Source organism: Streptomyces sp. NPDC102283, from assembly GCF_044766265.1.
GTDB lineage: Bacteria > Actinomycetota > Actinomycetes > Streptomycetales > Streptomycetaceae > Streptomyces.
This window is the reverse complement of sequence record NZ_JBIWLQ010000001.1, coordinates 386,569-410,804: the sequence shown is the minus strand read 5'-3', so window position 1 is coordinate 410,804 and position 24,236 is coordinate 386,569. Positions and strand designations below refer to the sequence as shown.

Below are 24,236 nucleotides of genomic sequence, written 5' to 3'. Positions count from 1 at the left end.
ACGGGTACGGCTCGGCGTGTTCAACGATACGGGGCGCAAGCAGTCGGCCGCGGCGCCCTGGGAGGCGCCGCGGCCGGCTTGCACTACGGGTGGTGCGGGGTGACGCTCAGCCCTCGTCGGAGGCCTTCAGCGCCTCCATGGCGCGGGTGGTCACGTCCGCGACCTTGCCCAGCGCGGAGATGGTCACCACCAGGCCCTGGGCCCGGTAGTAGTCGATGATCGGCTCGGTCTGCGTGTGGTAGACCTCCAGCCGGGTGCGGACCGTCTCTTCGCTGTCGTCGTGCCGCTGGTACAGCTCGCCGCCGCAGGCGTCGCAGACGCCCTCGGTCTTCGGCGGGCTGTACGTCACGTGGAAGACGTGCGCGCTGTCCTTGCGGCAGACGCGGCGACCCGCGATCCGCTTCACGACCTCGTCCTCGGGGACTTCCAGGTCGAGTACCGCGTCGAGCTTCACGCCCTCGTCCTTGAGCATCACGTCAAGGGCTTCGGCCTGGCCCACGTTCCGCGGGAAGCCGTCCAGCAGGAAGCCGCCCGCGGCGTCCGACTGGGCCATGCGGTCCTTGGCCATCCCGATGGTGACCTCGTCCGGCACCAGCTGACCCGCGTCGATGTAGGCGCGGGCCTGCTTGCCAAGGTCGGTGCCCTGGCTCATGTTGGCGCGGAAGAGATCGCCCGTGGAGATGTGCGGAATCGAGAGGTTCTGAGCAAGGTACGCAGCCTGCGTTCCCTTGCCGGCACCCGGAGGCCCGACGAGGACGATTCGCATCAGCGGAGGAACCCTTCGTAATTGCGCTGCTGGAGCTGACTCTCGATCTGCTTCACGGTCTCCAGACCCACACCCACGATGATGAGGATGCTCGTCCCGCCGAAGGGGAAGTTCTGGTTAGCGCCGCCGAAGCCTGCCAACGCCATCGTCGGCACCAGAGCGATCAGGCCCAGATACAGCGAGCCCGGCCAAGTGATCCTGTTGAGCACGTAGCTCAGGTACTCGGCAGTAGGTCGACCTGCCCGGATACCCGGGATGAAGCCACCATACTTCTTCATGTTGTCGGCGACTTCGTCGGGGTTGAACGAAATGGCCACGTAGAAGAAGGCGAAGAACACGATGAGAACGAAGTACGTCGCGATGTAGTACGGGTGCGTACCGTCCACGAAGTGGTCCTGGATCCAGGTGGCCCAGCCTCCGCTCGAACCGGAGAACTGGACGATCAGCGCGGGGATGTAGAGCAGCGACGAGGCGAAGATGACCGGAATCACACCCGCCTGGTTCACCTTCAGCGGGATGTACGTGGACGTACCGCCGTAGGACCGGCGCCCGATCATGCGCTTCGCGTACTGCACCGGAATACGGCGCTGGGCCTGCTCCACGAAGACGACCAGGCCGACCATCACGAAGCCGATGAGGATGACGGTGCCGAACTCGATCCAGCCGTCGGCCAGCTTGCCGCTCTCCTTGATGGCCCACAGGGCGCCGGGGAACGTGGCGGCGATCGAGATGAACATCAGGATCGACATGCCGTTGCCGATGCCGCGGTCGGTGATCAGCTCACCGAGCCACATGACGGCGGCCGTACCGGCGGTCATCGTGAGGACCATGATGACCGTGGTGAAGATCGACTTGTCCGCCACGATCTGGCTGCCCACGGAGCAGTTCTGGAAGAGCGCACCGCTGCGGGCGGTGGCGACCAGGCCGGTGCCCTGGAGGATGGCCAGCGCGACCGTCAGATAACGCGTGTACTGCGTGATCTTCGCCGTGCCGGACTGCCCCTCCTTCTTCAGGGCTTCCAGGCGTGGGATCACGACGGTCAGCAACTGGAGAATGATGCTCGCCGTGATGTACGGCATGATGCCGAGCGCGAAGATGGTGATCTGCAGCAGGGCGCCACCGCTGAACATCTGCATCAGACCGAGGAGGCCACCCGAGTCGGCCTGGTCGATGCACTGCTGCACCTTCGCGTAGTCGACGCCGGGGGCCGGGACATGCGCCCCGAGCCGATAGATCACGATGATGCCGAGCGTGAAGAGCAGCTTCTTGCGCAGGTCGGGCGTCTTGAACGCTCGGGCGAACGCGGTGAACACGGTGCCTCCTGCGACCCCCGCGCTATGCGTCAGAGGCGACGGGTCTGGATGGGACTGGATGGGATCGGATACAAGGCAGCCCTACATCGTAAGGAGGCCACAAAAGATTAACGGCGCTACCCTACCCGGCCAAGGACTGAGCAGGAAACACACGCCGCACACCGGTGCACGGCCCGCTTCCCGGCCCGCGCCGCGAAAGACCGGCCAAGCCGCACCATTTGGGACGTGAACGCCCCTCCGCTCCCCCACCGCCGGTGCGGTGGACACCCGTTCAACCTTTCCCGAGCCTTTACGGTTCCCGTACAGCGGCACAAACACAGAGAAGCCCGGCCGGCCACCTCCGAAGAGGCAGCCGGCCAGGCTCAGTTCTGTCCCGCGGCTCAGACGAGCTCGGTGACCGTACCGCCTGCGGCGGTGATCTTCTCCTTGGCGGAGCCGGAGACGGCGTCAACCGAAACCTGCAGTGCCACGGAGATCTCGCCCTGTCCGAGGACCTTGACGAGGTGGTTGTTGCGCACAGCGCCCTTGGCGACCAGGTCGGCCACCGTGACCTCTCCACCCTCGGGGTAGAGCGTCGCGAGCTTGTCCAGGTTCACGACCTGGTACTCCGTGCGGAACGGGTTCTTGAAGCCCTTGAGCTTCGGGAGACGCATGTGGAGGGGCATCTGGCCACCCTCGAAGCGCTCCGGAACCTGGTAACGAGCCTTCGTACCCTTGGTACCACGGCCTGCGGTCTTACCCTTGGACGCCTCACCACGACCCACACGGGTCTTGGCGGTCTTGGCGCCCGGGGCAGGCCGGAGGTTGTGGGCCTTCAGCGGGCTGTTCTCCGCCATGTCAGTCAACCTCCTCAACCGTCACGAGGTGGCGGACGGTGTGAACCATTCCGCGGAACTCGGGGCGGTCCTCCTTGACAACCGAGTCGTTCAGGCGCTTGAGCCCGAGCGAACGCAGGGTGTCGCGGTGGTTCTGCTTGCTGCCGATGTACGACTTCGTCTGCGTGATCTTGAGGCGAGCCATTACGCACCCGCTCCCGCACGTGCACGAAGCAGAGCCGCGGGGGCGACGTCCTCGAGGGGCAGACCGCGGCGGGCCGCGATCTCCTCGGGACGCTGCAGGCCCTGGAGGGCCGCCACGGTCGCGTGCACGATGTTGATCGCGTTGGACGAGCCAAGCGACTTCGACAGGATGTCGTGAACGCCGGCGCACTCGAGCACGGCACGCACCGGGCCACCGGCGATAACGCCGGTACCGGGGGACGCCGGCTTGAGCAGGACGACGCCCGCAGCCTTCTCGCCCGTGATCGGGTGAGGGATGGTGCCCTGGATGCGCGGGACCTTGAAGAAGTTCTTCTTGGCCTCTTCGACACCCTTGGCGATGGCCGCGGGAACTTCCTTGGCCTTGCCGTATCCGACACCGACGGTGCCGTCACCATCGCCCACCACGACCAGCGCGGTGAAGCTGAAGCGACGACCACCCTTCACAACCTTGGCGACGCGGTTGATCGCGACGACGCGCTCGACGTACGCGGTCTTCTCGGCGGCGCTGGCGCCACCGTCACGGCCCTTCCGGTCCCGCCGCTCGCCGCCACCGGCACCGCTTCCGCGGCGCTGGGGTCCAGCCATTGGAATTACCTCTCTCTGTTACGGACGCTGTGCGTAGGAACCGGGGCTTAGAACTTCAGCCCGGCTTCACGGGCGGCGTCAGCCAGAGCGGCAATCCGCCCGGCGTACTGGTTACCACCGCGGTCGAACACGACGGCCTCGACGCCTGCGGCCTTGGCACGCTCGGCGACCAGGGCGCCGACCTGCTGGGCCTGGGCGCTCTTGTCACCCTCGCCACCACGGATCGAGGTTTCCAGGGTCGACGCCGACGCGAGCGTGTGGCCCGCGATGTCGTCGATGACCTGGGCCACGATGTGGCGGTTGGAACGCGTCACGACCAAGCGAGGACGCTCCGGCGAACCGGAGATGTGCTTGCGGACGCGGATGTGGCGGCGCTTGAGGGCGGCACGCTTGTACGCGTCGCCCTTGGCGATCTTCACACCGTATGCCATGGCTACTTACCAGCCTTTCCGACCTTGCGGCGGATGACCTCGCCCGCGTACTTGACGCCCTTGGCCTTGTACGGGTCGGGCTTCCGCAGCTTGCGGATGTTGGCGGCTACCTCGCCGACCTTCTGCTTGTCGATGCCCTCGACGCTGAGCTTCGTGGGCGACTCGACCTTGAAGGTGATGCCATCCGGAGCCTCGATGAGGATCGGGTGGCTGTAGCCCAGGGCGAACTCCAGGTTGGAGCCCTTCGCCTGGACGCGGTAACCGACACCGCTGATCTCGAGCGCCTTGGAGTAACCCGCGGTCACGCCGGTGATCATGTTCGCCACCAGCGTGCGGGACAGGCCGTGGAGGGCCTTGTTCTGACGCTCGTCGTTCGGGCGGGAGACGTTGAGCACGCCGTCCTCACCCTTGGAGACCTCGATCGGCGCGGCGACGGTGTGCGTGAGGGAACCCTTGGGGCCCTTCACCGCGACCGTACGGCCATCGATGGTGACGTCCACACCGGCGGGAACCTGGATGGGGAGCTTGCCGATTCGCGACATGAGCTTTCCTTCCTTTCCCGACTACCAGACGTAGGCGAGGACTTCCCCACCTACGCCCTTCTTGCCTGCCTGCTGGCCGGTCAGGAGACCGTGGGACGTGGAGATGATCGCCACGCCCAGGCCGCCGAGAACCTTCGGCAGGTTGGTGGACTTTGCGTATACACGCAGACCCGGCTTCGAAATCCGCTTGATGCCGGCGATCGAGCGCTCGCGGTTCGGGCCGAACTTCAGCTCGAGGACGAGGTTCTTGCCGACCTCGGCGTCCTCGACCTTCCAGCCGGTGATGAAGCCCTCCTGCTGGAGGATCTCCGCGATGTGCGACTTGATCTTGCTGTGCGGCATCGAGACATCGTCGTGATATGCCGAGTTCGCGTTACGCAGACGCGTGAGCATGTCTGCGATGGGATCAGTCATGGTCATGAGTTGGCCTTCGGCCTCTCTCGCCGGGGTTTCCTGTATGCGCCATCCCTCTCCCCACTCAGTGGCGGGACGGGTGCGGTGCGGGGACCTACGGCGTAGTAAGTCGGTCTTGGGCGGCAGGCGCCCAACCCTTCAAGCCTACGGCATGAAAGGCGGGGCTCCTGCCGACCCAGATGCTTACCGAGAGTCTCCGGAACTTCCCTTTGCCCGAGGGCAGAGGGGAGTTACCAGGAGCTCTTGGTCACGCCCGGCAGCTCGCCACGGTGAGCCATCTCACGAAGGCACACGCGGCACAGGCCGAACTTGCGGTAGACGGAGTGGGGCCGGCCGCAGCGCTGGCAGCGGGTGTACCCGCGCACGCCGAACTTCGGCTTACGGGCGGCCTTAGCGATCAGAGCCTTCTTCGCCACGGTCAGTTCTCCTTGAACGGGAAGCCGAGGTGACGAAGGAGGGCACGACCCTCGTCGTCGTTGGTCGCCGTGGTGACCACGGTGATGTCCATGCCCCGGACCCGGTCGATCTTGTCCTGGTCGATCTCGTGGAACATGACCTGCTCCGTGAGACCGAAGGTGTAGTTGCCACGGCCGTCGAACTGCTTCGGCGACAGGCCACGGAAGTCACGGATACGCGGAAGCGCGAGCGACAGCGTACGGTCCAGGAACTCCCACATCCGGTCACCACGGAGGGTGACGTGGCAGCCGATCGGCTGGCCCTCACGCAGCTTGAACTGCGCGATGGACTTGCGGGCCTTGGTGACGGCCGGCTTCTGGCCGGTGATCGTGGTGAGGTCCTTGACGGCACCGTCGATCAGCTTGGAGTCGCGGGCGGCGTCGCCCACACCCATGTTGACCACGATCTTGACCAGACCGGGAACCTGCATGACGTTCTCGTACGAGAACTCCTCACGCAGCTTGCCGGCGATTTCCTCGCGGTAGCGCGTCTTGAGACGCGGCGCAGTGGTGGCAGTCATCAGATGTCCTCACCGGTCCGCTTGGCAACGCGGATCTTGTTGCCCTCGTCGTCAAAGCGGTAGCCGACGCGGGTGACAACCTTGTTGCCGTCCTTCTCCACGACCAGCTGCACGTTGCTGATGTGGATCGGGGCCTCGGTGGTGACAATGCCACCCGTCTGCGAACCGCGAGCCGTCTGACCGGCCTTGGTGTGCTTCTTGACCCGGTTGACACCCTCGACGAGGACGCGGTCCTGCGTGGGGTAGGCCACGATGACCTTGCCCTGCTTGCCCTTGTCCTTACCGGTGATGACCTGAACCAGGTCGCCCTTCTTGATCTTCATGCTTACAGCACCTCCGGCGCGAGCGAGATGATCTTCATGAACTTCTTCTCGCGCAGCTCCCGGCCCACCGGGCCGAAGATGCGGGTGCCGCGGGGGTCGCCGTCGTTCTTCAGAATGACGGCGGCGTTCTCGTCGAAGCGGATGTACGAGCCATCCTGACGACGACGCTCCTTGACGGTGCGAACGATGACGGCCTTGACGACGTCACCCTTCTTCACGTTGCCACCGGGGATCGCGTCCTTGACGGTGGCGACGATGACGTCACCGATACCCGCGTAGCGACGACCCGAGCCACCGAGAACACGAATGGTGAGAATTTCCTTCGCACCCGTGTTGTCGGCGACGCGCAGTCGCGACTCCTGCTGGATCACGTCTATCTCCTGATCGTCTGCCGGTTCCCGGCGGGTGCCTCTCCGTTACGGGAGAGGCACCCCACCGAGCCTGGCGGAACTGACCTGAGGGGAGAAACCCTCAGGAATTACTTGGCCTTCTCGAGGATCTCGACGATGCGCCAGCGCTTCGAGGCGGACAGCGGACGCGTCTCCATGATGATGACGCGGTCGCCGACGCCGGCACTGTTCTGCTCGTCGTGAGCCTTGAGCTTGTTGGTACGGCGGATGACCTTGCCGTACAGCGCGTGCTTCACGCGGTCCTCGACAGCGACGACGACGGTCTTGTCCATCTTGTCGCTGACGACCAGACCCTCACGGGTCTTGCGGAAACCGCGGTCGCCCACGGCGGAGCCGCTCTTGTTGTCAGTCGTCTCAGTCACAGTCTTCTCGCTCATCAGGCGCTCTCCACCGTCTCGATGCCCAGCTCGCGCTCACGCATCAGGGTGTAGATCCGGGCGATGTCCTTACGGACGGACTTGAGCCGGCCGTGGTTCTCGAGCTGGCCCGTCGCCGCCTGGAAGCGGAGGTTGAACAGCTCTTCCTTGGCTTCGCGGAGCTTGTTGAGGAGCTCCTCGTCGCCCAGCTCGCGCAGCTCGGACGCCTTGGTACCGGCCGACATCACGACTCACCTGCCTCGCGCCGAACGATCCGGCACTTCATCGGAAGCTTGTGAGCAGCGCGGGTGAGCGCCTCACGAGCAATCTTCTCGTTCGGGTAGGACAGCTCGAACATCACCCGACCCGGCTTGACGTTCGCGATCCACCACTCGGGAGAACCCTTACCGGAACCCATGCGGGTCTCGGCAGGCTTCTTCGTCAGGGGACGGTCCGGGTAGATGTTGATCCAGACCTTGCCGCCACGCTTGATGTGACGGGTCATCGCGATACGAGCGGACTCGATCTGACGGTTCGTCACGTACGCCGGGGTCAGCGCCTGGATGCCGTACTCGCCGAACGCAACCTGCGTGCCACCCTTGGACATACCGCTGCGCTTCGGGTGGTGCTGCTTGCGGTGCTTGACCCTACGGGGGATCAGCATTTCGGTCAGGCCTCCGTTCCGGTGCTCTCAGCAGCCGGAGCAGCGGCGGCGGGAGCGTCGGCCTTGGGGGCCTCGGCTGCCGGCGACTGCTGCGGCTTACGGCCGCGACCGCCACGCTCGCCACCACGGCCACCGCGGCCGGCCGGGCGGTCAGCGCCGCCACGAGCCGGACGGTTACCGGCGCGGGCCGCGGCGTTCTCGGCGCGAACCTCGGCGATGTTCTTGACGTCGCCCTTGTAGATCCAGACCTTCACGCCGATGCGGCCGAAGGTCGTCTTGGCCTCGAAGAAGCCGTAGTCGACGTTCGCGCGGAGCGTGTGCAGGGGCACACGGCCCTCGCGGTAGAACTCCGAGCGGGACATCTCGGCGCCGCCGAGGCGACCGCCGCACTGGATCTTGATGCCCTTGGCGCCGGCCTTCATCGAGCTCTGCATGCTCTTGCGCATGGCACGACGGAAGGAGACGCGGGAGGAGAGCTGCTCGGCGACGGCCTGGGCCACCAGCTGGGCGTCCACCTCGGGGTTCTTGACCTCGAGGATGTTCAGCTGGACCTGCTTGCCGGTCAGCTTCTCCAGCTCGCCGCGGATGCGATCGGCCTCGGCGCCGCGGCGACCGATGACGATGCCCGGGCGGGCGGTGTGGATGTCAACGCGGACGCGGTCGCGGGTGCGCTCGATCTCGACCTTCGAGATGCCGGCCCGCTCCATGCCCTTCGTCATCATGCGACGAATGGCGACGTCTTCCTTGACGTAGTCCTTGTACAGCTTGTCGGCGTACCAGCGGGACTTGAAGTCCGTGGTGATGCCGAGCCGGAACCCGTGCGGGTTTACCTTCTGGCCCATTACCGGGTTCCTTCCTTGCTGCTGACGACCACGGTGATGTGGCTGGTCCGCTTACGGATCCGGTAGGCACGGCCCTGAGCACGCGGACGGAACCGCTTCAGGGTCGGGCCCTCGTCCACGTACGCCTCGCTGATGACCAGCGAAGAGGCGTCAGGGTGGTCGTAGTTGTGTGCAGCGTTGGCAATGGCGCTGTCCAGCACCTTGCCAACCGGCACGCTCGCGGCCTGCGGGGCGAAACGCAGGACCGCCTGAGCCTCCGTGGCATCCATGCCACGGATGAGGTCCACCACTCGGCGGGCCTTCATGGGCGTGACGCGGATGTACCGCGCCTGGGCCCTGGCTTCCATGGTTGTCCCTTCGGTGTGAGTCATAGTCGTTTCCACCCCGCGCTAGCGGCGCTTCGACTTCCGGTCGTCCTTGACGTGGCCGCGGAAGGTGCGAGTCGGCGAGAACTCGCCGAGCTTGTGGCCGACCATCGACTCGGTGACGAACACCGGGACGTGGATCTTGCCGTTGTGCACCGCGATGGTGTGACCCAGCATGGCCGGGACGATCATCGAGCGACGGGACCAGGTCTTGATGACGTTCTTGGTGCCTGCCTCGTTCTGTACGTCCACCTTCTTGATGAGGTGGCCGTCGACGAAGGGCCCCTTCTTGAGACTGCGCGGCATCTAAACCCGCTCCTAGCGCTTCTTGTTCGTCTTGCGGCGGCGGACGATGTACTTGTTGCTCGCCTTCTTGGGAGAACGAGTACGACCCTCCTTCTGACCCCACGGCGAGACCGGGTGACGACCACCGGAGGTCTTGCCTTCACCACCACCGTGCGGGTGGTCAACCGGGTTCATCGCGACACCGCGGACGGTCGGGCGAACGCCCTTCCAGCGCATACGGCCGGCCTTGCCCCAGTTGATGTTCGACTGCTCGGCGTTGCCGACCTCGCCGATCGTCGCGCGGCAGCGCGCGTCGACCAGGCGGATCTCACCCGACGGCATACGAAGGTGGGCCATGGTGCCCTCCTTCGCCAGCAGCTGCACGGAGGCACCCGCGGAACGGGCGAACTTCGCGCCGCCGCCGGGCCGCAGCTCGATGGCGTGGATGGTCGTACCGACCGGGATGTTGCGCAGCGCCAGGTTGTTGCCGGGCTTGATGTCGGCGGTCGGACCGTTCTCGACACGGTCACCCTGCGACAGGCCACGGGGAGCGACGATGTAACGCTTCTCGCCGTCCGCGTAGTGCAGCAGCGCGATGCGCGCGGTGCGGTTCGGGTCGTACTCGATGTGCGCGACCTTGGCCGGCACGCCGTCCTTGTCGTGACGACGGAAGTCGATCACGCGGTAGGCGCGCTTGTGGCCACCACCCTGGTGGCGAACGGTCACACGACCGGCGTTGTTACGGCCGCCCTTGCTGTGCAGAGGGCGGACCAGCGACTTCTCCGGCGTGGACCGCGTGATCTCGACAAAGTCGGCGACGCTGGAGCCACGACGGCCCGGGGTCGTCGGCTTGTACTTGCGGATACCCATTTCTCAGTCCTCGTCCGATTCCGGACGACTCGACCTCACTTAAGAGGTCGGGCCGCCGAAGATGTCGATACGGTCGCCCTCGGCGAGGGTCACGATCGCGCGCTTCGTGTCGGAGCGCTTGCCGAAGCCGGTCTTGGTGCGCTTGCGCTTGCCCTGCCGGTTGATCGTGTTGACCCCGGTGACCTTGACCGAGAAGACCGCTTCCACGGCCTGCTTGATCTGGGTCTTGTTGGAGCCGGGCGCGACGATGAACGTGTACTTGTTCTCGTCGAGCAGCGCATAGCTCTTCTCGGAGACCACGGGCTTGACGAGAACGTCACGCGGGTCCGAGTACGTCTTGCTGGTTACGGTCGCCTCGCTCATCAGGCGTCGCTCCCTTCGGTCTCAGCGGTCTGGGGGCCAGACACGAAGGACTCGAAAGCGGCCTGGGTGAAGACCACGTCGTCAGAGACGATCACGTCGTACGTGTTGAGCTGGCCCGGCTCCAGGATGTGCACCTGGGGCAGGTTGCGCGCGGACAGCCACGCGGCCTCGTCGGCGCGGTCGACGACCAGGAGCAGGTTCTGGCGCTCCGAGATCTTGCCGAGCAGCGTCTTGGCGGCCTTCGTGGAGGCGGCACCCTCGACCACGCCGGTGACGACGTGGATACGGGAGTGACGGGCCCGGTCCGAGAGGGCACCGCGCAGGGCGGCGGCCTTCATCTTCTTCGGGGTCCGCTGCGAGTAGTCACGCGGCTGCGGGCCGTGGACGACGCCACCACCGGCGAACTGCGGGGCGCGGGTCGAACCCTGACGGGCGCGGCCGGTGCCCTTCTGGCGGTAAGGCTTCTTGCCACCACCGCGGACTTCGCCGCGGCGCTTGGTCTTGTGCGTGCCCTGACGGGCAGCCGCCAGCTGAGCGACAACGACCTGGTGGATCAGCGGAACGCTGGTCTTCGCGTCGAAGATCTCCGCGGGGAGGTCGACGGTACCGGCCTTGTCGCCTGCCGGCGAAAGGATGTCAATGGTGCTCATTACCTCAAGCCCCCTTGGCCGCGGTACGGACCAGGACGAGGCCGCCGTTCGGACCGGGGACCGCGCCCTTGATGAGGAGCAGACCCTTCTCCGCGTCAACCGCGTGGATGGTCAGGTTCTGGGTGGTGACGCGCTCGTTACCCATACGGCCCGCCATGCGCATGCCCTTGAAGACACGCCCAGGGGTGGCGCAGCCACCGATGGAACCGGGGGAACGGTGCTTGCGCTGGGTGCCGTGCCCGGCGCCGAGGCCCTTGAAGTTGTGACGCTTCATGACACCGGCGAAGCCCTTGCCCTTGCTCTTGCCCGTGACGTCAACCTTGACGCCGGACTCGAACACCTCGGCAGTGACCTCCTGGCCCAGCGTGTACTCGCTGGCGTCAGGGGTGCGGAGCTCCACCAGGTGGCGGCGCGGGGTGACGTCGGCCTTGGCGAAGTGACCCTTGAGGGGCTTGTTCACCTTGCGCGGGTCGATCTCGCCGAAGGCGATCTGGACCGCTTCGTAGCCGTCGCTGTCGTTGGTGCGAACCTGCGTCACGACGCACGGACCGGCCTTGACGACGGTCACCGGGACAACCCGGTTGTTCTCGTCCCAGACCTGGGTCATGCCGAGCTTCTCGCCCAGGACGCCCTTGATGTTCTTGCTCATCTCGGCCCGTCCCCTCAGAGCTTGATCTCGATGTCGACGCCCGCCGGCAGGTCGAGGCGCATCAGCGAGTCAACCGTCTTCGGCGTGGGGTCGAGAATGTCGATGAGGCGCTTGTGGGTGCGCATCTCGAAGTGCTCGCGAGAGTCCTTGTACTTGTGCGGCGACTTGATGACGCAGTACACGTTCTTCTCAGTGGGCAGCGGCACCGGGCCCGCGACCGACGCACCAGTGCGGGTCACCGTCTCGACGATCTTCTTCGCCGAGGAGTCGATGACCTCGTGGTCGTAGGCCTTGAGCCGGATGCGGATCTTCTGTCCCGCCATGGCTACTAGTAGTCCTGTCTCTCGTAACGCTCTGGAACCCGGGGGTTCTCTGGACTCCTCCTCCGACCCACGCGGTCGGGCGTGTCGCATCCCCTCTACGAAAATCTCCCGAAGGAGATCCCAACCAAGGGGGTGCGGACCCTGAGACCGCGGAACCGGGGGTGGAACACCCACCGGGTGCCTGGCCGGCGCCCTGCGTTGCTTCCCGAAAGATTCCCGTACGTCCGGCCCTGGGGGCCGACGAGTACTGTGGGACTCGCTTCCGGTCCTCCCGGCGGGAGGCGCGCAGCATTGACACTCAACCGAGCAACCTGGTCAGTGTGCCATACGGGGCGCGGGCCTGGCCAATCGAGCCGGGAATACTACCCCGGGCGAGCGAGTACTCAAACGCGGGCACGCATCCGGCGGCGCCGGGACCCCCACGGACCTGCCGGAACTCCCCGTACGGGCCCCTGCCAGAATCCGGTCATGCCGACGAGCACGCCCCACGACTGGACCCTGCGCCCGGCCTCACCCGAGGACGTCGAGGCCATCGCCGAACTGCGGGCTCTCGTCATGCGCCCCGACCTGGAGCGCCTCGGCCGCTACGACGAGCACCGGGTGCGGCAGCGGCTGCGGGACTCCTACGCACCCGAGCACACCTCGGTCGTCGAGGCCGCCGGAGCCTTCACGGGATGCGTGGCGCTGCGGCCGGCCGCGGACGGCTGGTGGCTGGAGCACTTCTACCTCTCCCCCGCCCTCCAGGGACACGGCGTCGGCGCGGCCGTCCTCCGCACGGTGCTGGCCCGCACGGACGCCGAGCGGGTGCCCGTACGCCTGAACGTACTGCGGGGAAGCGCCGCCCGGCGGCTCTACGAGCGGCACGGGTTCACGCTGGAGCGGGAGGACCCCGTCGACGTGTTCCTGGTGCGCGAACCCGCGCCCTGACCGCGCAACCCTTCCGCCCCGATCCCCGTCTACTCCCCCGCGGGCACGGCTCGACCGGCCGGTGGCCCGCGGCAGAGCCAGGCAGTACGCAGGACCGGGCGACCGTTCGCCCGCTGCGGGGGAAGCGGGAGCGAACGGGGTGCGCGGCGTGGTGGATCGATCTCTCCTGTCCCGTGCTGCACGGATGCCCCGGCGCGCCCTCCTCCTCGCGGCCACCGCGACCGCCGCCACCGCCGGATGCGCCGTGCCGGCTCCACGGCGCCGCGGGCCGGTGCCCGACCCGGCCCCCGGCCTGGCCATAGCGAGCACCCGGCGGGCGCGGCTGATGCAGGTGCTGGCCCACCCGGACGACGACCTGTACTTCATGAACCCGGACACCCGCGAAGCCCTCGACGCCGGGACCCCCGTGGTCTGCGTCTACCTCACCGCGGGCGAGGCCGACGGCCTCAACAAGGTCCCCGGCACCCCGCGCCCGGAGCCGGACCGCGCCGCCTACGCCTCCTCCCGCCACCAGGGCCTGCGCCAGGCGTACGCCGAGCTGCTCGGGCTCGACCGGTTCACCCCCTGGCAGAGGTCGGTACTCACCCTGCACGGCGGCCACCGGGCCGAGCGGGACGTCCTGACCGACGGGGTCCGCCGGGTCGAACTGATCTTCCTCAGCACCGCGATGCACACCGGGCGCGGGCGCCTCGGGCTGCCCAGCCTCTGGCAGGACCGGCGGCTGGTGCTGCGTACCGTCGTCGCCGACGACTCCCCGCTGGAGAAGGCGGGTTCGTATACGTACGACGGGCTCGTCGACGTTCTCGTGGGGCTCCTGGAGCAGTACCGGCCGACCCTCGTACACACCCTCGACCCGGACCCCGACCTCCAGTTCAGCAGCGAGTACGAGCGCCGCCGGGACAGTGAGCAGCACGGGTATTCCGACCACGCCGACCACACCGCGGCCGGCTGCTTCGCCTGGGCGGCGCTGATCCGCTGGGTGGCGCGGACCACGGCGGCCGGGGAGCCGGTGCCCGGGTTCGCCGTCGCCTCCTTCCGGGGCTACTACAACCGGCACTGGCCCAAGAACCTGCCGCCGAGGGTGCTGGAGCGCAAGGCCGCCCATCTCGTCCCGTACGGCGGCGCGCCCGACTGGGAGTGCGGCAACCCGTCCGGCTGCGGCGACTACAACGTGGGCGGCGACCGGCCGTTGACCAACCGGAAGGGCTGGGTGCGCTCCACCCACCACCGCTACCCGGGCCCCCGCGCCCGGGTCGCCACCGGGGCGGACGGCCGGCTCACCGTCTACGGGGTGCTGGGGCTGCGTGCCGTCCGGTGGCGCGAGAGCGCGCCCGGCAGAGAGGTCCTGGACGCACCGGACGACCTCGGCGGCGGACCGCTCGCCCCGGTGCTGGGCTCGGCGGCGACGGCGGACGGCCGGCACCTGCTCTTCGGGCTGCGGTTCGCGGCGCTCGCCGGGCACGGCTCGGACAACGACCGCGAGATCGTGCTGCTGGAGCAGCGCTCACCGGGCGGCCCCTTCCGCGCCTGGCGGGGGCTCGGCAACCCCGCCACCACCGGCGACCACGGGCGTCGCGTCGGAGTGCCCGTCGCCGTGGCCGCCCCGGACGGCCGCGTCCACCTCTTCGTACGGAACGCGGAGAAGGGGCTGAGCACCCGGGTGCGGGACGCGGACACCGGGCGCTGGAGCGGGTGGCGGGACCTGGGCGGCGGCGAGGTGCAGGACGGGCTGACGGCGGTCGTGGACGCGGCGGGGCGCGTCCACGTGTACGCGGCCGGGCACCATGCCGTGCACCACTGGACGCAGGACGCCCCGGACACGGACGTCACCGCCCGCACCCAGCTCACCGACTCCCCCGTTCCCGCGCACGCGCCCGGCGCACTCCCCGCGCCCGACGGGTCCGTGGAGCTGTACTACCGGCCGGCCGCGCGGGAACGGCTCGTCGGCGTGCGGGCCGACCGGGCACCCGCGCCCCGCTTCGGCGGGTACGGTCCGGTGACCGCCGCCGCCTCACCGAGCGGCCCGGTCCTGCTCGGCCGTTCCGCGGAGGGCCGGATCCAGCTGCGTACCGCCGGGGGCACCGCCGTACGGTCCCGGGGACCGGTCGCCCTGGACGGCGTCGCCCTCCACCTCGGCGCGGCGGGCGGGCGGGCGGCCGTCGTGGGGTTCGGGCCGGACGCCGTGCCCTGGGTGTGGCGACCGTAGAAAGGAACCACCCAGCCCAACTGTCGGCCCATAACGCCGAGTTATACCCAAACGTTAGTACCCCTGCCTCGTCGCGCTCCGGCACCCTGTTGCCCACCATCCCCCACGGACACGCACACCCCAGCGTGTCGCGCGAAACGAGGAATCATGCGTATATCCAGGCTCGTGCCCGCTGCCGCCGCCGCAGCGGCCTGCGTCCTCGCCCTCTTCGCACCGTCCGCCTCGGCCGCTCCCGAGGCCCCGCTCCAGGACTCCCCGCCCCCGACCACCCAGATCATCGGCGGCGGCCAGGCGTCCAACGCGCCCTGGGCCGCCCGCCTCTTCTCGAACGGCAGAGAGACCTGTTCGGCGACGATCATCGCGCCGACCTGGATCCTCACCGCCAAGCACTGCGTCACCGGCGGCGGTCTGTCGTTCCGCATCGGCAGCCTCGACCAGCACAGCGGCGGTGTGGTCGCCAACGGCGCCCAGACCTACACCCACAGCTCGGACCTGGCGCTGGTGCGCCTGGACCGTTCCGTGCAGGCGACGTACTCCCGCCTCGGCTCACCCGGCTCGGTGAGCATCGGGCAGAGCGTCCAGGTCTGGGGCTGGGGCGCCACCTCGCAGTGCGGCTCCGAGGCCAACTGCCAGTCCCGCTACCTGAAGGTCGCCAACGTGACGGTCACCGGCGGCTGCGGTGACGCGTACGGCGGCTCGGCGATCTGCGCCCGCCGCGGCAACGGCATCACCGCCGGCGGCGACTCCGGCGGCCCGATGACGGCGAACGGCATCCAGGTCGGCGTCGCCTCCACCAGCGACCGGCAGACCACGACCGCGTACACGAACGTCACCGCGTACCGGTCCTGGATCCAGTCGATCGCGGGCGTCTGACCGACCCCACCGCCCGGGGCGGCGGGCACCTGACGGACCCGCCGCCCCGTGAACCGTAGGGCCCCCATACCTCACCGCCCTGAGGTACCGGGGCCCTACACCCATCCCTGGTCCTTCGCTATCCGCACAGCGTCGACGAGGGTACGGGCGTGGAGCTTCCCGACCGCCGAGGAGAGCCTGTTGCGGACGGTTCCCACGCTGAGGAACAGGTCGGCGGCGATCTCCCGGGAGTGCGCCCCTCCGGCTGCCAGCCGGAGGGCCTCGGCCTCCTTGTCGGTGAGCGGGCCGGGGCCTGCCCGCTCCTCCCCGCGCATCCGGGGGTCGATGACGCGACCGCCCTCGGCGATCCGCCGGATGGCGTCGGCGGTCCGCGCCGGGGTGGTGTTCTTGAGCAGATACCCGGCTGCCCCGGCGGCCAGGGCGCGGCGCAGATGACCCGGGCGGTCGAGCGCGGTGAGCATCAGCACCCGGCAGGCGGGCAGCCGCTCCGCGAGCCCGGCGGCGACGATGATCCCGTCCGCCCCGGGCAGATCGATGTCGAGCAGCACCACGTCCGGGCCGAGCCTCTCCGCCTCGGCGAGCGCCGCAGGACCGTCCGCGGCCTGGCCGACCACCTCGATGCCCAGTTCGGCCGTGAGGAGCGCCGCCAGCCCTGACCGCACCACGTCATGGTCGTCGACCACCAGCACCTTGATCACAGGCGCGATTATCGCAGGCCACCCCGGGCCCGCCGGTAGCGTCCGAACGGCACCACGGGCCACACCGCGGGCGGCAGGAACGCGAAAGCGGCCGCGGCTCCGGCCAGGACCAGGGAGGGGGCCCCGGTCAGGTGGTCGCCGACGGCGGAGAGCAGCCGGGCGGGAGGGCGGCCCCCGACGAGGACGCCCACCGCCAGGGTCAGCAGGCCGACGGCGGCGGCGCTCGCCGCGAGCACCACCAGCAGCGCGCGCAGCCGGGCCGCCCGACCGGCGGGCCGCAGGTCGCGGTCCGGTCCGACGAGCACGGGCGTGAGGCTGCGCGCCACGACCGGGCGGATCACGACGAGCCCGGCGAAGAGCGCGTACTCCCACCGGGAGACGTGCTCGCTGAACTGCTCGGCGAGGCCGATGCCCCGGACGGCCGCGGCACTGGTGTTCACCACCCACACGATCCAGGCGGTGACGGCGGCGTGGGCCACGCGGTTGGCGAGCCGTGCTCCGGACGCTTCCTCGGTCGTGTCCATTCCTCAGCTCTCCGTGCGCGGCGCCCCCGGCTGCTCCCTCTGCTCCCCCCGCTCCCCCTGCTCCCCCTGCTCCCCGAAGAAGGGCAGCAGGATCGGCGAGAGGAGGCAGAACAGGGTCGACGCGCCGAGCAGCGCCGGACCGCCCGCGGAACCGAGGAAGCCGCCGAGCACGGCGCCGACGGACGCGCCGCCGAACCAGGCCGCCAGGACCACCGCGAGGATCGTCGCCCCCCAGTGGAAGGCGAGCGTGCGCAGCCGGTCGGAGCGCCGGCCCGGGCGGACCTCCGCGTCGGCGGCCACGAGGACCGGCCACACGACGGGCGAGAGCGCGCAGTAGAGGAGGACCACCGCCATCGGGATCGGGGCGGCCCCCGCCAGAACCTCGAAGTACCCCTCGCTCTCCCCCCGTTCCCGGGCCTTCACCAGGTCGATGCCGCAGACGAAGGCGTACAGCGCCCCCGCCGTGCCGGCCACCGCGATGCGGTTGGCGGGCCTGTTCCCTTTCCTCAAAGGACTTCCTTCCTGTTCCGCGGACGCGCCGGGCCCCTCGATGGGGCCCGGCGCGTCCGCCCGTCGGCTAGCGGTGGGAGAAGCCCGAGCATCTGCTCGCCGAGGACCTGCGCCCCAGCCCGTAGGCGAAGCCCGTCAGGGATCCGTACGCGGCGCCGTACCCCGCATAGGTGCCCGACCCGCGCGGGCCCGACCGGTAGTAGCCGTAGGCCGCACCGCCGAGGGTCATCAGGCCGCCGCCCTGGAGGCCGCAGCGCAGCCCCTGCCGGCCCCGGTTGGCCGCCCGGCTCCAGCTGTAACGGGGCGCCCTGCGGTGCTTGCCGACATAGCGGGCGCGGCGCATCGACTTGCCCCACTTGTAGCCGCGGTAAGCGTACTTAGCGGCTTTGTACGCCTTCTTGCAGTAGCGGAAGCACGCGACCGCCGCCCGGACCCCGAAGACGACGAGGGGCACCCACTGACCGTCGAGGTCGAACTTGTTGACGGGGTCGGCGTAGCCGTACTCGTAGGAGTTGGCGCTGCCGCCGTAGACGGGGTCGGTGGACAGGAAACGGCCCGTGACCGGGTTGTAGAGGCGGACGCCCATGAGGGTGAGCCCGGTCAGGGTCTCGGCGGACCGTTGTCTGGCGCCCAGCCAGCCGTACCGGGCCGGTGTCTGCCCCACCCGGGCGTTGCCGTACTCGTCCGCGTCCAGCGCCGTCGGCGCCACCGAGGCGTCGAGCGGCAGCATGAGCGCCACGTCTCCGTGCAGTGTCGAGAGCTGGAGCACGGTGCCGCCGGACTTCTCCGTGGTCGCCGCCAGATCCCCGGCGGCCGAGGCGACGTTGCGGGTCAGTTCACCGGTCGTGGCGTTCTCCACGATCCAGCGGGGGTTGTCCCCGTCGCCGTCGTAGTGGTTGACCTTGGACTCGGCCGGCGTCCACGTGGAGCCGGCGCCGGTCTCGACCTTCCATGAGCGGAAACGCAGACTCGCGTCCAGTGCCCAGGTCTGCCGCCGGCCGCCGGCGGTCTGCCGGTGGACGAGGTCGTTGGCGTGGTAGCCGACCGTGGCGCCGGGGAGTGCCGTCGTCCGGCCGAAGGCGTCGTAGGCGTAGCCCGCGTCGACCAGCCGGTCGGCGCTGTCGTAGCGGTGCCCCACCGCGGTGCGGCCGCCCGTGGGGCAGTCGGTGCCGGGGGCTCCGACCGCCGTGAGCAGCGACGTCCGGTTGGAGCGCCGGTCCAGGGTGTAGGTCCGCCGGGTGCACTCCCCGTCGACGGTGTCCTCGACCCCGGTCAGCCTGCCGGACGCGTCGTAGCGGTAGCGCTGGTCCGACCAGCCGCCGTGGGTGGAGACCTGGCCGTGGGTGTTGCGCGTGATCGAGTCGGTGAAGACGGTGGTGCCGTCGCCGTCCCGCGTGTAGGTGCGGCCGATCGCCGTCCCGGTGGGGTCCTCGGTGATCCGGAGTGTGTGGCCGCCGGGCAGCTTCTCCGTCTCGGCCGAACCGTCGGCGTCGTAGGTGGCGCGGAAGGCGCCGGCGACGGAGTCGGTCCTCGTGGTGAGGAGACCGCGCGGCTCGGCCGTGTGGTCGTAGGCGTACGTCACCGTGGAGGGAACGGAGTCCGTCTCCTTGGCCTTCCGGTCGAGCAGGTCGTACTCGGTCCGCGTGACCCCTCCGTCGGCGTCCGTGTACGAGATCAGCCGGCCCAGCAGGTCGTACGCGCTGGTGATCGTCCCGCCGGTGGGAGAGGAGACCTCGACGGTCGCCCCGGTGGCCGGGTCGTACGCGGTGGTGGACTCCGGGACGGCCTGGCCGAGGCCGCCCGTCACCGTCTCCCTGATCTTGCGCCCGGCGGCGTCGTACGTCGTCGTGGTCGTGCGGTACACCCCGTCGACCTCGTCGGTGACCGTGGCGGGCCGGCCCCAGCGGTCGTACTCCGTCGTGGTGTTGGGCAGCTTGGCAGGGTGGGTGCCGCCGCCGGTGATGTCACCGGCCGGGCCGGTCCAGCACGGTTGGTCCGCCCATTCGGGCCGGCCCTTGCACCAGCCCGTTCCGGTGGCCGACCAGTACGCGGTGATCCGGCCGGCCGCGTCGTTCCCCGTGCCGCCCGGCAGGACCTGGGAGGTGACCCGGCCCTGGTCGTCGTACCCGGTGCTCGTGACGATGTCGAGGCCTCCCGGGTCCTGGACGGTCAGCGTGGGCAGGCCCTTGACCCAGTCGTACTGGGTCCCGGTGAGGCGTTTCTCCCCCATGACCCCGTAGTGGTCGCGGACCCGGACCCCGGTGACGGCCAGCGTCAGCTGGCCCTTCGCCCTGGCGGTGCCGTCGGTGGGGCGGCCCTCGTCGTACTCGTTGACCGTCCAGGCCCGGGCCGGCACCGAGGTGCCCGCGCCTACCAGGACCGTGGAGCCCTCCTTGAGGTCCTCGGAGAGGTCCACCCGGTGCAGCGGGCCGAACTGCTCGGTCTTGCGAACCCCGCTCCCGTCGTGGACGGAGAGGGTCGAGAGCAGCTGTGCGCGCTCGGCCGACGGGATCGCGCTGATCCCCAGGTCGGTGAGGACGGCCTGCCGCGCCTCGCCCGCGCCCAGGGCCAGAGCCCGGTTGGCGGCGGTCAGTTCCCGGACCGTGTTGCCGAAGCGGTCGTACTCGGTGGTGGTGATGTGCCCGCCCGGAGCTGCGGTGTTCACCGTCCGGCCGGAGGCGTCGAGGTAGGTGACGGTGGCCCGCGCGTAGCCGCCCGCCGCGAGGTCCGCGCCCGCGTGGGAGGCGGGCGGCGCGTCGGCCGGGAAGACGGCCGTGGCGTCGCTGGGCGCGTCCGTCTGCCCCCAGGTGCGGACCGCGGCCGTGCCCATGGCGTGCGGCGCCCCGGCGCCGGTGACGGGTACGCCGTACACGATGCCGGTGACCGCGTCGCCCTCCACCGTGGCGGCGGTGCCCTGCTTCAGCGCCTGCCGCGAGGACGTCAGCAGCATGCCGTCGCCGGGGGCCGTACCGGCTCCGGCGTTGCCGTAGGTGAAGGTGTACGGGAGCAGTCCCTGCTGCTGGAGCCAGGTGACCCGGCCGCCGTGGTAGGCGTACTGGGTCTGGGATGCCTGGCTCAGCCGGGGATCCCACTGCTGCCGCAGGCTGCCGCCCGAGTCGTAGCGGTAGGTCGCCACGGCAGTGGCCGTCGCGGCGGTGGCGCCGGGATCGGTGGCCCAGACACGGATCTCGCGGACCTGGCCGGCGAAGTCGCCGAACTGGTCGTTGTTCGCCGTGCCCGTGGCGGTCGTGGCCGTCGCGTAGACGAACTCCAGGACCTTGCATCCCCTGGTCGCGGGGGTCGTCTCGCACGTGGCCGTGGTGGCGGCCGTGGTCGGGGCGATGATCCGCTTCGGGCGGGCCAGCTTCTTGCCGCCGACCGTGACGGTCTCGGACACGACCTTGATCCCGCTGTTCGTCAGGCCGTCGTCCAGGACGCTGGAGACCTGCCAGGTGGTCGCCGCGGCATCCGCCTTGGTGAAGGTGGTGACCGTCCCCTCCGTGTCGGAGAGCGTGAACGTTCCGGTCACGCCGCCCTTGAGGGTCAGGTCCTCGGAGCCGGGCTCCGGGATCCATCCGTTCTTCGCCGCGTTGGCGGTGAAGTGGATCGCGTCGCCCTCCTCCAGCACCACGTCGACCGCGGTGTCGGAGATCCGCCGGACGTGGCTGTAATCGGACTCGGTGGCCTCGGCGGCGGTTCCGGAGACCCACTCCTTGCCGAAGATCGCGGCCTGGCCCTCCTGGGAACCGCCCCGGTTCGGGGTGCGGGAGGCCGCCGTACGGGACACCGACAGGTCGAAGACCGAGACGTCGGTCTCCGAGAGCGTGTAGTTGCCGGTGAGCAGGTTGACCGAGCCGGGACCCACCTCGGTGGTGGCCGCGCCGTCCGCGTTGCGGTCGACGACCGCGGTCAGCGGGGCGGTGCTGCCGGCCGCGGAGTTCGGGCCGGTGAAGTCGGCCTTCAGCTGGACGGTGCCGTCGGGGTCGACGGTGCGGGTGGCGTTCCAGACCAGCGGGGCGTTCCGGCCGTTCGTCAGCGGGACCGGCCACGCGGTGAGCGCGCTGCCGCCGGAGGTGACGTCCCCGGTGGGGATCCGCACCCAGGGATCAGCCTCGGAGCGCCGCCAGGAGAAGGCGACCGCGGTGTACTTGCCCGCCTCGGCCTCAGCCGTCAGCGGGAGCCGGCGCGCGGTCCGCTCACCCTCCGAGGGCTGGACGAAGCCGCCCGATCCGGCGTGGAAGAGGTACTCCACCGCTTCGGACTTGTTGTCCGCCCTGTCGACGGCCCGCACCTGGAGGGTGTGGCTGCCGTTCTTCGGCGGGGTGACGGTGATGGCCCTGTTCGCGGCGGCCCCGCCGGTGCCGACCTTGGTCCAGGTCACCCCGTCCAGGGTCCATTCCAGCCAGTTGTGGTCGCTCCCGCTCGGCGGGGTCACCGTGAAGACGCCCGGCTGCCCCTCACCCTTGACCCACTGGCCGGCGGGGTAGTCCGTGGAGGCGATCCGCGTCGGGGCGGACGGGGCCTTCGTGTCGACGGTGAAGGTCTTCCACGCCGACCAGCCGGTGTTGTAGTGGGTGCCGTCATAGGGGCTCGTACGGAATTTGTACGTCTTCCCCTCCGCCAGTACGCCCGACGGGACGGTGACCGCGGCAGCCTGGCCGGACGGGACGAACTTCGACACGACCGGGTTCCCGACCTGCGTGTTCGTGGCGTTGTCGAAGATCTGGAAGGTGCCGTTGACCTGGTCGCCGTCCGCGTCCAGGAAGGTGTCGCGCAGCGTCGGCGTCAACGTGTTGACCATGTACAGGCCCGCGTAGGAGAAGAACGGCGGACCGGCCTCCTGCTTGGTGCCCGTACGCGGCCGGAAGTTGTACGTCACCGTGAGCTTCGGCGGGTTCTTCGCGGCGTTGGCGGAGTTCACCCGCTTCCACTGGGCGACGGTGGTCTCGCTCTTGGCCCGGATGCCCAGGTGGCCGCGGGTGGCCTTGGCCCCGGCCCACTCCTGGGCCAGCGTGGTCACGTTCGCGTTGATCCAGCCGTCGGGCTGGGACGCGCAGCCGGGATTGCCGCGCGTCTCGGTGGACTCCGCCTTCATGGCCGTCATCGTCGGCCGGTTCGTCCACCGACTGGCCGTCGTCGCGGCCGGCGAGGACCAGACCTGCCACGACTGTGCGGCACAGGTGGTGTTGGCCGAGTGGAAGTTCCACAGGCTCAGCTTCGCGCTGGAGACCAGGGCGTCCGCGATGGGCGCGGTGTTCCAGGTGATGAAGGACTGGGCGGTACGGGGGGTGCCGTTCGCGTTCGTCGTCCCGGGGTTGCCGAAGTCGAGCTCGACGTCGGTGGACCAGTCCCGGGTCTCGCCCTGCTGGACGTAGGTGTCGAAGACGTTCGACAGCGAGGAGGTCGACGGGTCGACCGTGACCGGATAGCGCGTCTCGGGGTCGGCGAGGAACGCCGCGTCCGGGGTGACGACCAGATCGACGGCGCCCTTCCTCTCCACCACCTCCATCGCCACCGGCACCCGGCGCGTGTGCTCGCCCGACACCTTGTCGACGGTGGAGTCCCACATCACCGGCGCGGGCATCACGGCCCGCTTCCTGTTCTTTCCGTCGGTGAACAGCACGCTGCCGTCGGGCTGCTCCTTCGCCTTCAGGCCCTCGGCCTTGAGCGGCAGGGTGTACGTGTAGCCCTCGGCCGGACGCTTCTTGATCTCGACGTACTGCTCGAAGCCGGTACGGGTCGCCTCGACGATCACGTCCGCCCCCGGCAGCGCCTCGGGGTACGTGGCCCTCGTCCCGTCCAGCTCGGGGGCGGGCAGACCCCCCTGCCACTGGAGGGTGATCCGCTCGTCAGCCTCGCCCAGGGTCACCAGGTCCCGGGCGGGGGCCCGGTCGGCCTCGGCCAGGGAGCGCGGCAGCCTGCCGCCCTTGCCCGCGAGGCTCAGCCCGTTCGGGTGGGCCTTGGCCTCGACGCCGTCGGCGGTCTCGCGGAGCTCGACGTCGATGTCGGTCCAGGAGCCGTTCTCCTCGTAGCGGACCGGCCCCGACGACAGCTCGGTGGTGAGGGACCCGTTCTTGTTCACCCAGGTCGTGGAGGTCTCGGTGCGCTCGGACAGCGCCTCGACGCGCTTGCCGGACAGCTTGGCGGCGACCTTCGCCGACAGGATGTCCGCGGCCTCGGAAGGCGCCGGGGGCACCTCGGACACCGGCTTCTCGGCGGCGGCCCGGGACGACTGCGGTGCGAGGGCGACGGCCTGGCCGCTCTCCGTCAGCAGGGCCATCTCCGCCGCCAGCACCAGGGCGGTGCCGAGGGCGATGCGCGGCAGTATCCG

At 69.4% G+C, this 24,236-nt stretch carries 30 protein-coding genes; 3 read left to right on the top strand and 27 right to left on the bottom strand.

Annotated features, from left to right (window positions below; translation table 11 throughout):
- Nucleotides 1-106: 106 nt before the first annotated feature.
- The 23 genes from ACIRJT_RS02060 to rpsJ form a co-directional block, all read right to left on the bottom strand.
- Entirely contained in the window at nucleotides 107-766 is a 660-nt protein-coding gene (locus ACIRJT_RS02060) for an adenylate kinase (protein WP_403903252.1), read from the bottom strand.
- Nucleotides 766-2,079 (bottom strand): preprotein translocase subunit SecY, encoded by a 1,314-nt coding sequence (gene secY / locus ACIRJT_RS02055; protein ID WP_403903250.1) that lies wholly within the window; start codon nucleotides 2,077-2,079, stop codon nucleotides 766-768. The genes ACIRJT_RS02060 and secY overlap by 1 nt, the downstream gene beginning before the upstream one ends.
- Before the next feature lie 380 nt (nucleotides 2,080-2,459).
- Nucleotides 2,460-2,915, bottom strand: a complete 456-nt coding sequence (rplO, locus tag ACIRJT_RS02050; RefSeq protein ID WP_003966942.1) for a 50S ribosomal protein L15 — start codon at nucleotides 2,913-2,915, stop codon at nucleotides 2,460-2,462.
- Nucleotide 2,916: 1 nt separating this feature from the next.
- Nucleotides 2,917-3,099 (bottom strand): 50S ribosomal protein L30, encoded by a 183-nt coding sequence (rpmD, locus tag ACIRJT_RS02045; protein WP_003966943.1) that lies wholly within the window; start codon nucleotides 3,097-3,099, stop codon nucleotides 2,917-2,919.
- Nucleotides 3,099-3,704, bottom strand: a complete 606-nt coding sequence (rpsE, locus tag ACIRJT_RS02040; protein WP_003966944.1) for a 30S ribosomal protein S5 — start codon at nucleotides 3,702-3,704, stop codon at nucleotides 3,099-3,101. The genes rpmD and rpsE overlap by 1 nt, the downstream gene beginning before the upstream one ends.
- Before the next feature lie 47 nt (nucleotides 3,705-3,751).
- Nucleotides 3,752-4,135 (bottom strand): 50S ribosomal protein L18, encoded by a 384-nt coding sequence (gene rplR / locus ACIRJT_RS02035; protein WP_403903247.1) that lies wholly within the window; start codon nucleotides 4,133-4,135, stop codon nucleotides 3,752-3,754.
- 2 nt (nucleotides 4,136-4,137) lie between these two features.
- The gene (gene rplF / locus ACIRJT_RS02030) at nucleotides 4,138-4,677 is read right to left on the bottom strand and encodes a 50S ribosomal protein L6 (RefSeq protein ID WP_018960206.1); all 540 of its coding nucleotides are present in this window, start codon (nucleotides 4,675-4,677) and stop codon (nucleotides 4,138-4,140) included.
- Nucleotides 4,678-4,698: 21 nt separating this feature from the next.
- Nucleotides 4,699-5,097 carry a 30S ribosomal protein S8 gene (gene rpsH / locus ACIRJT_RS02025; RefSeq protein WP_007446728.1) on the bottom strand — a complete coding sequence of 133 codons (399 nt, stop codon included), beginning with the start codon at nucleotides 5,095-5,097 and terminating at the stop codon, nucleotides 4,699-4,701.
- 224 nt (nucleotides 5,098-5,321) lie between these two features.
- Nucleotides 5,322-5,507 carry a type Z 30S ribosomal protein S14 gene (locus tag ACIRJT_RS02020; protein ID WP_003948630.1) on the bottom strand — a complete coding sequence of 62 codons (186 nt, stop codon included), beginning with the start codon at nucleotides 5,505-5,507 and terminating at the stop codon, nucleotides 5,322-5,324.
- A gap of 2 nt (nucleotides 5,508-5,509) precedes the next feature.
- Nucleotides 5,510-6,067 (bottom strand): 50S ribosomal protein L5, encoded by a 558-nt coding sequence (gene rplE, locus ACIRJT_RS02015; protein WP_003966948.1) that lies wholly within the window; start codon nucleotides 6,065-6,067, stop codon nucleotides 5,510-5,512.
- Nucleotides 6,067-6,390: a 50S ribosomal protein L24 gene (gene rplX / locus ACIRJT_RS02010; protein ID WP_018960205.1), complete on the bottom strand. Its 324-nt coding sequence runs from the start codon at nucleotides 6,388-6,390 to the stop codon at nucleotides 6,067-6,069. Before rplX ends, rplE begins: the two co-directional genes overlap by 1 nt.
- Nucleotides 6,391-6,392: 2 nt before the next feature.
- A complete protein-coding gene (gene rplN / locus ACIRJT_RS02005) occupies nucleotides 6,393-6,761 on the bottom strand; it encodes a 50S ribosomal protein L14 (RefSeq protein ID WP_003966950.1) in 369 nt (122 codons plus the stop codon).
- Between the two features lie 107 nt (nucleotides 6,762-6,868).
- Entirely contained in the window at nucleotides 6,869-7,177 is a 309-nt protein-coding gene (rpsQ, locus tag ACIRJT_RS02000; protein WP_403903243.1) for a 30S ribosomal protein S17, read from the bottom strand.
- Nucleotides 7,177-7,401: a 50S ribosomal protein L29 gene (gene rpmC / locus ACIRJT_RS01995; RefSeq protein WP_003966952.1), complete on the bottom strand. Its 225-nt coding sequence runs from the start codon at nucleotides 7,399-7,401 to the stop codon at nucleotides 7,177-7,179. Before rpmC ends, rpsQ begins: the two co-directional genes overlap by 1 nt.
- On the bottom strand, nucleotides 7,401-7,820 hold the full coding sequence (gene rplP / locus ACIRJT_RS01990; RefSeq protein WP_003966953.1) for a 50S ribosomal protein L16: 420 nt from the start codon (nucleotides 7,818-7,820) through the stop codon (nucleotides 7,401-7,403). Before rplP ends, rpmC begins: the two co-directional genes overlap by 1 nt.
- 5 nt (nucleotides 7,821-7,825) lie before the next feature.
- Nucleotides 7,826-8,662: a 30S ribosomal protein S3 gene (rpsC, locus tag ACIRJT_RS01985; protein ID WP_007446736.1), complete on the bottom strand. Its 837-nt coding sequence runs from the start codon at nucleotides 8,660-8,662 to the stop codon at nucleotides 7,826-7,828.
- Nucleotides 8,662-9,009: a 50S ribosomal protein L22 gene (rplV, locus tag ACIRJT_RS01980; RefSeq protein ID WP_026290933.1), complete on the bottom strand. Its 348-nt coding sequence runs from the start codon at nucleotides 9,007-9,009 to the stop codon at nucleotides 8,662-8,664. The genes rpsC and rplV overlap by 1 nt, the downstream gene beginning before the upstream one ends.
- Before the next feature lie 42 nt (nucleotides 9,010-9,051).
- A complete protein-coding gene (gene rpsS / locus ACIRJT_RS01975; protein ID WP_003966956.1) occupies nucleotides 9,052-9,333 on the bottom strand; it encodes a 30S ribosomal protein S19 in 282 nt (93 codons plus the stop codon).
- Nucleotides 9,334-9,345: 12 nt separating this feature from the next.
- Nucleotides 9,346-10,182, bottom strand: coding sequence for a 50S ribosomal protein L2 (gene rplB, locus ACIRJT_RS01970; RefSeq protein WP_003966957.1), 837 nt, complete (start codon nucleotides 10,180-10,182; stop codon nucleotides 9,346-9,348).
- Between the two features lie 39 nt (nucleotides 10,183-10,221).
- Nucleotides 10,222-10,545 carry a 50S ribosomal protein L23 gene (rplW, locus tag ACIRJT_RS01965; RefSeq protein WP_007446738.1) on the bottom strand — a complete coding sequence of 108 codons (324 nt, stop codon included), beginning with the start codon at nucleotides 10,543-10,545 and terminating at the stop codon, nucleotides 10,222-10,224.
- A complete protein-coding gene (gene rplD / locus ACIRJT_RS01960; protein WP_003966959.1) occupies nucleotides 10,545-11,195 on the bottom strand; it encodes a 50S ribosomal protein L4 in 651 nt (216 codons plus the stop codon). Before rplD ends, rplW begins: the two co-directional genes overlap by 1 nt.
- 4 nt (nucleotides 11,196-11,199) lie before the next feature.
- Entirely contained in the window at nucleotides 11,200-11,844 is a 645-nt protein-coding gene (rplC, locus tag ACIRJT_RS01955) for a 50S ribosomal protein L3 (RefSeq protein ID WP_003966960.1), read from the bottom strand.
- Between the two features lie 14 nt (nucleotides 11,845-11,858).
- Nucleotides 11,859-12,167, bottom strand: coding sequence for a 30S ribosomal protein S10 (rpsJ, locus tag ACIRJT_RS01950; RefSeq protein ID WP_003948644.1), 309 nt, complete (start codon nucleotides 12,165-12,167; stop codon nucleotides 11,859-11,861).
- A 468-nt stretch (nucleotides 12,168-12,635) separates the two neighbouring features.
- Between rpsJ and ACIRJT_RS01945 the strand changes: the two genes are divergently transcribed.
- From ACIRJT_RS01945 to ACIRJT_RS01935, 3 genes are all read left to right on the top strand, one after another.
- Entirely contained in the window at nucleotides 12,636-13,094 is a 459-nt protein-coding gene (locus tag ACIRJT_RS01945; protein WP_403903238.1) for a GNAT family N-acetyltransferase, read from the top strand.
- A gap of 184 nt (nucleotides 13,095-13,278) precedes the next feature.
- Nucleotides 13,279-15,300, top strand: coding sequence for a PIG-L family deacetylase (locus ACIRJT_RS01940; protein WP_403904416.1), 2,022 nt, complete (start codon nucleotides 13,279-13,281; stop codon nucleotides 15,298-15,300).
- Nucleotides 15,301-15,447: 147 nt separating this feature from the next.
- Nucleotides 15,448-16,173: a S1 family peptidase gene (locus tag ACIRJT_RS01935; protein WP_403903236.1), complete on the top strand. Its 726-nt coding sequence runs from the start codon at nucleotides 15,448-15,450 to the stop codon at nucleotides 16,171-16,173.
- A 95-nt stretch (nucleotides 16,174-16,268) separates the two neighbouring features.
- Here the strand turns inward: ACIRJT_RS01935 and ACIRJT_RS01930 are convergent, their stop codons facing one another.
- The 4 genes from ACIRJT_RS01930 to ACIRJT_RS01915 all read right to left on the bottom strand — a co-directional run bounded on the left by ACIRJT_RS01930 (nucleotide 16,269) and on the right by ACIRJT_RS01915 (nucleotide 24,185).
- A complete protein-coding gene (locus ACIRJT_RS01930; RefSeq protein ID WP_403903233.1) occupies nucleotides 16,269-16,871 on the bottom strand; it encodes a response regulator in 603 nt (200 codons plus the stop codon).
- 8 nt (nucleotides 16,872-16,879) lie between these two features.
- Nucleotides 16,880-17,395 (bottom strand): hypothetical protein, encoded by a 516-nt coding sequence (locus ACIRJT_RS01925; protein ID WP_403903230.1) that lies wholly within the window; start codon nucleotides 17,393-17,395, stop codon nucleotides 16,880-16,882.
- Between the two features lie 3 nt (nucleotides 17,396-17,398).
- Nucleotides 17,399-17,905 (bottom strand): hypothetical protein, encoded by a 507-nt coding sequence (locus ACIRJT_RS01920; RefSeq protein ID WP_403903227.1) that lies wholly within the window; start codon nucleotides 17,903-17,905, stop codon nucleotides 17,399-17,401.
- Between the two features lie 67 nt (nucleotides 17,906-17,972).
- Entirely contained in the window at nucleotides 17,973-24,185 is a 6,213-nt protein-coding gene (locus ACIRJT_RS01915; protein ID WP_403904414.1) for a DNRLRE domain-containing protein, read from the bottom strand.
- Nucleotides 24,186-24,236 lie beyond the last annotated feature (51 nt).

Excerpts from the sequence above, each read along its gene's own strand:
- ACIRJT_RS02060 (WP_403903252.1), bottom strand. The coding sequence starts at position 766 with ATGCGAATCGTCCTCGTCGGGCCTCCGGGTGCCGGCAAGGGAACGCAG.
- rplO (WP_003966942.1), bottom strand. The coding sequence starts at position 2,915 with ATGGCGGAGAACAGCCCGCTGAAGGCCCACAACCTCCGGCCTGCCCCG.
- rpmD (WP_003966943.1), bottom strand. The coding sequence starts at position 3,099 with ATGGCTCGCCTCAAGATCACGCAGACGAAGTCGTACATCGGCAGCAAG.
- rpsE (WP_003966944.1), bottom strand. The coding sequence starts at position 3,704 with ATGGCTGGACCCCAGCGCCGCGGAAGCGGTGCCGGTGGCGGCGAGCGG.
- rplR (WP_403903247.1), bottom strand. The coding sequence starts at position 4,135 with ATGGCATACGGTGTGAAGATCGCCAAGGGCGACGCGTACAAGCGTGCC.
- rplF (WP_018960206.1), bottom strand. The coding sequence starts at position 4,677 with ATGTCGCGAATCGGCAAGCTCCCCATCCAGGTTCCCGCCGGTGTGGAC.
- rpsH (WP_007446728.1), bottom strand. The coding sequence starts at position 5,097 with ATGACCATGACTGATCCCATCGCAGACATGCTCACGCGTCTGCGTAAC.
- rplE (WP_003966948.1), bottom strand. The coding sequence starts at position 6,067 with ATGACTGCCACCACTGCGCCGCGTCTCAAGACGCGCTACCGCGAGGAA.
- rplX (WP_018960205.1), bottom strand. The coding sequence starts at position 6,390 with ATGAAGATCAAGAAGGGCGACCTGGTTCAGGTCATCACCGGTAAGGAC.
- rpsQ (WP_403903243.1), bottom strand. The coding sequence starts at position 7,177 with ATGAGCGAGAAGACTGTGACTGAGACGACTGACAACAAGAGCGGCTCC.
- rpmC (WP_003966952.1), bottom strand. The coding sequence starts at position 7,401 with ATGTCGGCCGGTACCAAGGCGTCCGAGCTGCGCGAGCTGGGCGACGAG.
- rplP (WP_003966953.1), bottom strand. The coding sequence starts at position 7,820 with ATGCTGATCCCCCGTAGGGTCAAGCACCGCAAGCAGCACCACCCGAAG.
- rpsC (WP_007446736.1), bottom strand. The coding sequence starts at position 8,662 with ATGGGCCAGAAGGTAAACCCGCACGGGTTCCGGCTCGGCATCACCACG.
- rplV (WP_026290933.1), bottom strand. The coding sequence starts at position 9,009 with ATGGAAGCCAGGGCCCAGGCGCGGTACATCCGCGTCACGCCCATGAAG.
- rpsS (WP_003966956.1), bottom strand. The coding sequence starts at position 9,333 with ATGCCGCGCAGTCTCAAGAAGGGGCCCTTCGTCGACGGCCACCTCATC.
- rplB (WP_003966957.1), bottom strand. The coding sequence starts at position 10,182 with ATGGGTATCCGCAAGTACAAGCCGACGACCCCGGGCCGTCGTGGCTCC.
- rplW (WP_007446738.1), bottom strand. The coding sequence starts at position 10,545 with ATGAGCGAGGCGACCGTAACCAGCAAGACGTACTCGGACCCGCGTGAC.
- rplD (WP_003966959.1), bottom strand. The coding sequence starts at position 11,195 with ATGAGCACCATTGACATCCTTTCGCCGGCAGGCGACAAGGCCGGTACC.
- rplC (WP_003966960.1), bottom strand. The coding sequence starts at position 11,844 with ATGAGCAAGAACATCAAGGGCGTCCTGGGCGAGAAGCTCGGCATGACC.
- rpsJ (WP_003948644.1), bottom strand. The coding sequence starts at position 12,167 with ATGGCGGGACAGAAGATCCGCATCCGGCTCAAGGCCTACGACCACGAG.
- ACIRJT_RS01945 (WP_403903238.1), top strand. The coding sequence starts at position 12,636 with ATGCCGACGAGCACGCCCCACGACTGGACCCTGCGCCCGGCCTCACCC.
- ACIRJT_RS01940 (WP_403904416.1), top strand. The coding sequence starts at position 13,279 with ATGCCCCGGCGCGCCCTCCTCCTCGCGGCCACCGCGACCGCCGCCACC.
- ACIRJT_RS01935 (WP_403903236.1), top strand. The coding sequence starts at position 15,448 with ATGCGTATATCCAGGCTCGTGCCCGCTGCCGCCGCCGCAGCGGCCTGC.
- ACIRJT_RS01925 (WP_403903230.1), bottom strand. The coding sequence starts at position 17,395 with ATGGACACGACCGAGGAAGCGTCCGGAGCACGGCTCGCCAACCGCGTG.
- ACIRJT_RS01915 (WP_403904414.1), bottom strand. The coding sequence starts at position 24,185 with ATGGCCCTGCTGACGGAGAGCGGCCAGGCCGTCGCCCTCGCACCGCAG.